5 protein-coding genes are annotated in these 5572 nt (G+C 74.7%); 2 read left to right on the top strand and 3 right to left on the bottom strand.

The genetic code is table 11. From position 1 onward, the window contains the following. Nucleotides 1–1145: low temperature requirement protein A (locus tag JNW91_RS29040; protein ID WP_309244513.1), on the bottom strand; the 1145-nt coding region annotated here is incomplete at its 3' end. A gap of 155 nt (nucleotides 1146–1300) precedes the next feature. Here JNW91_RS29040 and JNW91_RS29035 point away from each other — a divergent pair. Both JNW91_RS29035 and JNW91_RS29030 read left to right on the top strand, forming a co-directional pair. Further along, the gene (locus JNW91_RS29035; RefSeq protein ID WP_203178685.1) at nucleotides 1301–2284 is read left to right on the top strand and encodes an LLM class F420-dependent oxidoreductase; all 984 of its coding nucleotides are present in this window, start codon (nucleotides 1301–1303) and stop codon (nucleotides 2282–2284) included. After that, nucleotides 2281–3072 (top strand): SDR family oxidoreductase, encoded by a 792-nt coding sequence (locus tag JNW91_RS29030; RefSeq protein WP_203178684.1) that lies wholly within the window; start codon nucleotides 2281–2283, stop codon nucleotides 3070–3072. Before JNW91_RS29035 ends, JNW91_RS29030 begins: the two co-directional genes overlap by 4 nt. 66 nt (nucleotides 3073–3138) lie before the next feature. On the opposite strand, the gene JNW91_RS29025 is transcribed toward JNW91_RS29030, so the two are convergent. Together JNW91_RS29025 and JNW91_RS34105 are read right to left on the bottom strand one after the other, a co-directional pair. Next, a complete protein-coding gene (locus JNW91_RS29025) occupies nucleotides 3139–4974 on the bottom strand; it encodes a transglutaminaseTgpA domain-containing protein (RefSeq protein ID WP_407664406.1) in 1836 nt (611 codons plus the stop codon). Beyond that, nucleotides 4971–5498 carry a hypothetical protein gene (locus tag JNW91_RS34105; RefSeq protein ID WP_407664405.1) on the bottom strand — a complete coding sequence of 176 codons (528 nt, stop codon included), beginning with the start codon at nucleotides 5496–5498 and terminating at the stop codon, nucleotides 4971–4973. Before JNW91_RS34105 ends, JNW91_RS29025 begins: the two co-directional genes overlap by 4 nt. Nucleotides 5499–5572: the final 74 nt, after the last annotated feature.

The raw sequence follows: 5572 nt of genomic DNA, 5'->3' as shown, positions 1-5572 counted from the left end.
ATCAGCGCCGCCACGGCGGTGGCGGCCAGTCCGGGCAGGTGCAGCAGCGGCACGGCCGCCGCCGCCAGCACCAGGATGGCGATCCACCGGGACGGGGAGACCCGGCCGAACACCTCGTACTCGAAGCGGGCCCGGCCGGCCAGGAACAGCGCCGGCCCACCCAGCACCATGGCCAGCCACGTCCCGGGGATCCGGTCCAGCGGGTGCTCGATGATCAGCTCGTAGCCGATCGCGGTCGCGGCCAGGCCCACCACCATGACCAGATGGGTGTCGGCCGCCGAGCGGCCGGTGGTCGCGGGGTGCCGGGCCTTCATCACCGCCTCGCCCAGGAGCTGCCCGGCACGCTGGACGTAGATCCGCCACAGCATGATCGACGTAGCCAGGGCCAGCGCGAACGCCCAGGCGTGCCCCGACTCGTACGGCCCCTTGCTGTAGGTGAGACCGGCCACCAGGAGGGTCTCACCCAACGCGACGAGGAAGAACTGCTGGTACCGCTCGGCCAGGTGCTCCCCGGCGACCTCCCACTTCGAGACCGTCGACCGGCCCAGCCCGGGCACCGGCCAGCCGAACCGGGCGAGCGCGTACTCGATGACCAACGCCGCCGTCCAGAACAGCACCTGCGCGTTCGTGGCCAGCAGCGCCCCGCCGATCCACAGCACCCCGGTGACCGCGGACACCAGCGCCATGCGCACCTTCAGCCAGCGGTACGGGCGCGCTCCGAACGCCATCGACAGGACCACCGGTCGGGACACCTGCGTGACCACGTACGCCACCGCGAACATCAACCCGGTCTGGCCGAACGCCCGGGGGATCGCCACCCCCATCACCATCCCGGACACCAGCGCGGTCAGCACCACGCTCTGCAACGGAATCCGGTACGGGTCGTACCGGCTGGTCGTCCAGGTGGTGCCCTGCCAGACCGACCAGAGCGCGAGCAGCAACAGCAGCGTCTTGCCGCCGCCGGTGACCGCCGCCCAGATGCTCTCCCGAGCCGGCCCACTGCTCAGATCCTCGAGCGCGCGCGCGGAGATGCGGGTGAGCGCGAAGACGTAGGCCAGGTCGAAGAAGAGTTCCAGGAAGGTGGCCCGGCCCGGCTCTGCCGCCGCCGGTACCGGCCCCAGGTGACCCGTCGCCCGGGAACCCACGCTCAGCGGCCTGCGTCGTCGGTCCGGTCCACCTCGAAGTCGTAGCACCCTCCGCTGGCGCGCACGGCCGGAAACCGGCGATTCTGCCCAGTACGGGGATCTTGCTCGTGCACCCCGTCAACGGGCACGATCGATCGGTGACGAATCGATGGGGCATGACGGTGCCGTTGGGCGGGATCGCGCTGGCCGACCATGACGCGGCCTACGCGGCCCTCGACCGGGCCGGGTTCACCGACGTGTGGTCGTCCGAGGTCGCCGGTACCGACGCGTTCACCCCGCTGGCGCTCGCCGCGGCCTGGCAACCCCGGCTGCGGTTGGGCACCGCCATCGCCCCGGTCTTCACCCGAGGCCCCGGCCTGTTGGCGATGAGCGCGGCGGCGCTGGCCGAGGCCGCGCCGGGCCGGTTCTCGCTCGGCATCGGCGCGTCCTCGCCGGTGCTCGTACGGGACTGGAACGCGGTGCGTTTCGACGAGCCGTTCCGGCGTACCCGCGACGTCCTGCGTTTCCTGCGCGCCGCGCTGCGCGGCGAGACCGTCGACGAGGTCTACGACACCTTCACCGTGCGGCGGTTCACGCTGGAACGACCGCCGGCCGTGCCGCCGCCGATCCTGCTCGCCGCGTTGCGTCCCGGGATGCTCCGGCTGGCCGGCGCGGAGGCCGACGGGGTCATCCTCAACTGGCTCAGCGCCGACGACGTGCCGCGCGCCCTCGGCGAGCTGGGCGAGCGTCGCGCCGGCTTCGAGGTCGCCGCCCGGATCTTCGTCTGCCCCACCGAGGACGCCGGGTACGCCCGAGCGCTGGGCCGTCGACTGATCACCAGCTACCTCACCGTCCCGGCGTACGCCGAGTTCCACCGCTGGCTCGGCCGCGACGAGGTGCTGGCGCCGATGTGGGAGGCCTGGGCCGCGGGCGACCGGCGCGGAGCCAGCGCCGCGGTCCCGGACGAGGTGGTCGACGCGCTGGTGCTGCACGGCACGCCGGAGCGATGCCGTGCCCAGGTGCGCCGCTACGTCGACGCTGGTGTGGACGTTCCGGTCTTCGCGCTGCTGCCCACCCCGGAGGTGACCGCCGGCGGCGCGACCGCGCTGCTCACGCTCATCGCCCAGTTGGGCATCGAGCCCGTAGGAGCGTCGACGTGAACCTCACCGACCGGATCGTGGTGGTCACCGGTGGCGCGGGCGGCATCGGGGCGGCCCTGTCGCGTCGCTTCGCCGCCGAGGGCGCCGCCGCCGTGGTGATCGCCGACCTGGACGCCGACGCGGCCGCCGCGGTGGCCGAGGGCATCGGCCCGGTCGCACACGCCGCCGCCCTCGACGTCACCGACGAGGACCAGGTCCGCGCGCTGGTCGCCGACACCGAGAAGCGGTACGGCCGCATCGACCTGTTCTGCGCCAACGCGGGCGTGACCACCGGTGGGGGAGTGGAGGTCGACGACACCGGCTGGGACCGGGCGTGGCGGGTCAACGTGCTCGCCCACGTCTACTCGGCCCGGGCGGTGCTGCCCGGGATGCTGGCCCGCGGCGGTGGCCACCTGCTGCACACCTGTTCGGCGGCGGGCGTTCTGACCGCGGTGGGCGACGCCGCGTACACCGCGACGAAACACGCCTCGGTGGGGTTCGCCGAGTGGCTGGCCATCACCTACCGGGACCGGGGCATCCGGGTCAGCGCGCTGTGCCCCCAGGGCGTGGACACGCCGATGCTCGCCGATGGGATCGTCGAGGGTCACCTCGGCGCTCGGGTGATCGCCGCCTCCGGCGCGGTGCTCACCCCGGATCAGGTCGCCGACGCGGCCATCGCCGGGCTGGCCGAGGAGCGTTTCCTGATCCTGCCGCACCCGGAGGTCGCCGACTACGCGCGCCGCCGCGCCGAGGACCCGGACGGCTGGCAGGCCGGCATGCGCAAGCTGATCCGCCGCCTAACCCCCTAACCGCCCGCATCGGTGATCAAGAGGCTGGCGTCAGGAAGACGTCCAGCGGTGACGCACAGCTCTTGATCACCGCGGGTGGCGGCTGGTCGGGCGGTGGCGCAGCGGACCCGGGTGGACGGACCAGAGCAGGCGCCGCCACCAGGGCCGCGCCGAGCGCAGCGTGGCCACGTAGGCGGTGGCCATCTCGACGGCTCGGGCCGCCTCGTCGGCCGATGCGGCACCGGGGGCGAAACCCGCCCGATTGAGCAGAGCCGCCAACTCGTCGACACCGTCGGCGCTCGCGGCGCCCGCCCCCGTGTCACCACCGGGTCCACCGCCGCTCCCCGCGCCGCCGTCCGAGGTGGACCGGTCGCCGCCGGGGGTGTGCCGGGCCTCGGCCAGGGCCTGGCGGGCCTGCCCGGCCACCTCGGTGGCGGCCAGGTCGTCGCCGACCGGCCGACCGGCCAGCCGCAACGCGTCGGTGACCTCCCGCCAGGCGCCGGCGATGCGTTGACCGGGATCACCCCGAACGAGCCGGGCACGGGTGAGCGAGCGGCGCATCGCCAGCAGGGTGAGCAGCAGCGCCCCCACCAGCAGCAGCAGGCCACCGCCGCCACCGGCGACGAGCACCGGCGTGGGAACGCCACCCTGCCCGGGCGGCCCGTCCGGGGCGGCCACCGGCTCCGGCGAGGCGGTCGGCTCCACGGTGGGCGCCGGCGCCTCCGACGGAGGTGGTTCCTCCGGCGTCGACCGGAAATCCTCCTCCACCGGCCTCGGCTCGTCGGTCGGGCGGGGCAGCGGGTCGAACGGCACCCACCCCAGCCCGTCGAAGAGCACCTCCGGCCAGGCGTACGCGTCACCGGCCCGCACCGGCCCCTGCCCGGTGGACCGGAAGCCCACCACCACCCTGGTCGGCAGCCCGCTGAGTCGGCCGAGCACCGCGAAAGCCGCCGCGAACTGCTCGGAGGTGCCCTCCTGCCCGCCGGCGTCCCGCGGTCCGAAGAGGAAGAAACCCAGGTTCGGGTACGCGTGCCCGCTCGGCGCGTCCGCCACCACCCGGTAGTGCTCGGCCAGGAACTGCTCGATCGCCAACGCGCGGGCGTACGGGGCGCCGTTCTCCTCGGCGAGTTGTGTGGCCAGCCGGCGCAGCGTGTCGGGCACGCCGTCGGCGACCCGCAGCACCCGGGCAACCTCGTCACCGGCGGGCACGTTGGCGGTGGTCAACAGGTTGGTGTCCGGGCGCTCCCGGGCAGAGGTCACGGTGTAGCTCAGCCCCGCCGTCAGCCCCTCCGGCCGGATCAGCGTCCCGGTCGCCGGGTCGTACGCCACCCGCGCGCCGCTGACCTCCCGGGGTGTCGCCACGGCGGGCAGCAGCCGACCGCTCAGCTCCGCCACGGTGATCTGCTGCCGGACGATCTGCACCGTGTTGTCCCGCGCCGGCGCGGTGGGCGGCAGGATCCGCCCCGCGTTGCGGTATGTCGCGCCGACCCGCCAGGTCACGCCGTCGTAGTCGCTGAGCACCGCCAACCGGATCCGCGGACTGTCGCTCCCGTCGGCAGCCGGCGCGGCATCACCGGCCGGGACGTCGGACGGCGCCGTGCTCACGTCGAGCAGCTTCTGCTCCGGATGCAGCGCCCAACCGGAGATCCGGATCAACGGGTTCTCGTCGAGCGACTGCACCTGCGGCGGCTCCACGTACCGGCGTGGGTCCACCGGCCGGCCGCCGACCTGCGCGGCGACCACCGGGCCGAGCAGCGCGACAAGCCCGACGACCAGGGCCACCCCCAGCGCCGAGGTGACGGCGAGCCGGAGCCGCACCGCCGCGCGTACCCCCGGGGCCAGGTCGGCGCTCGGATCGCCGCCGGCCGCCGCCGCGCCCGCCGGTACCGCCAGGCCGACCGCCGCGACGGCGACGAACGTCAACGTCGCGCGACCGCCGGTTCGGCGTTCGGACCGACCACGTAGATAGCGGCGGCGTACAGCCCCGCCGCCGGCAGGTAGCCCAGCAACACCCGGCCGGTACGCAGCGCCACCTCCGCACCGGCCAGCCCGGCCAGCCAGGCGGCGACCACCGGCACCAGCACCGTGTCCGGTGTGGGCTCCACCGGAATCATCGCGGTGAGCAGTCGGGGGATGCCGTTGCGCGCGGCGTCCGAGGTGATGTCGAGCAGGCTGCCCGGCAGGTCGGCGTGGGAGGCCGCCAGCCGCAGCGACAGCAGCGTCCATCCGGCCATCGCGGCCACCGACACCGGCGCCACCAGCCAGGACGGCAGCCGCCGGGCGGCCACGCTGACCAGCACCGACCCGACCGCGGCGCCGACGACCAATCGGGTCAGCAGGTCACCGGCGTACACCCGGCCGAGCACCACCCCGGCGAGCGCGGTCAGCCCGATCAAGGCCAGCGGGACCACGGCCGCCCGCAACGCCCGCGCGAGACCCTTCACCACCGGCGCACCCCGTCCCACTCGGCGGCGAACTGCGCGCCGTCGGCGGCGTCGACCACCACCAGGCCCGCCGCGCC

Origin of the sequence: Micromonospora parastrephiae (assembly GCF_016802865.1) — a bacterium.
Taxonomy (GTDB): Bacteria; Actinomycetota; Actinomycetes; order Mycobacteriales; family Micromonosporaceae; genus Micromonospora; species Micromonospora parastrephiae.
Note: the sequence above shows the minus strand (reverse complement) of the source record. Positions and strands in the feature narration are given on the sequence as shown.

What these genes read in the sequence shown, in the direction of transcription:
- JNW91_RS29035 (WP_203178685.1), top strand. Translation starts at nt 1,301, where the DNA reads ATGACGGTGCCGTTGGGCGGGATCGCGCTGGCCGACCATGACGCGGCC.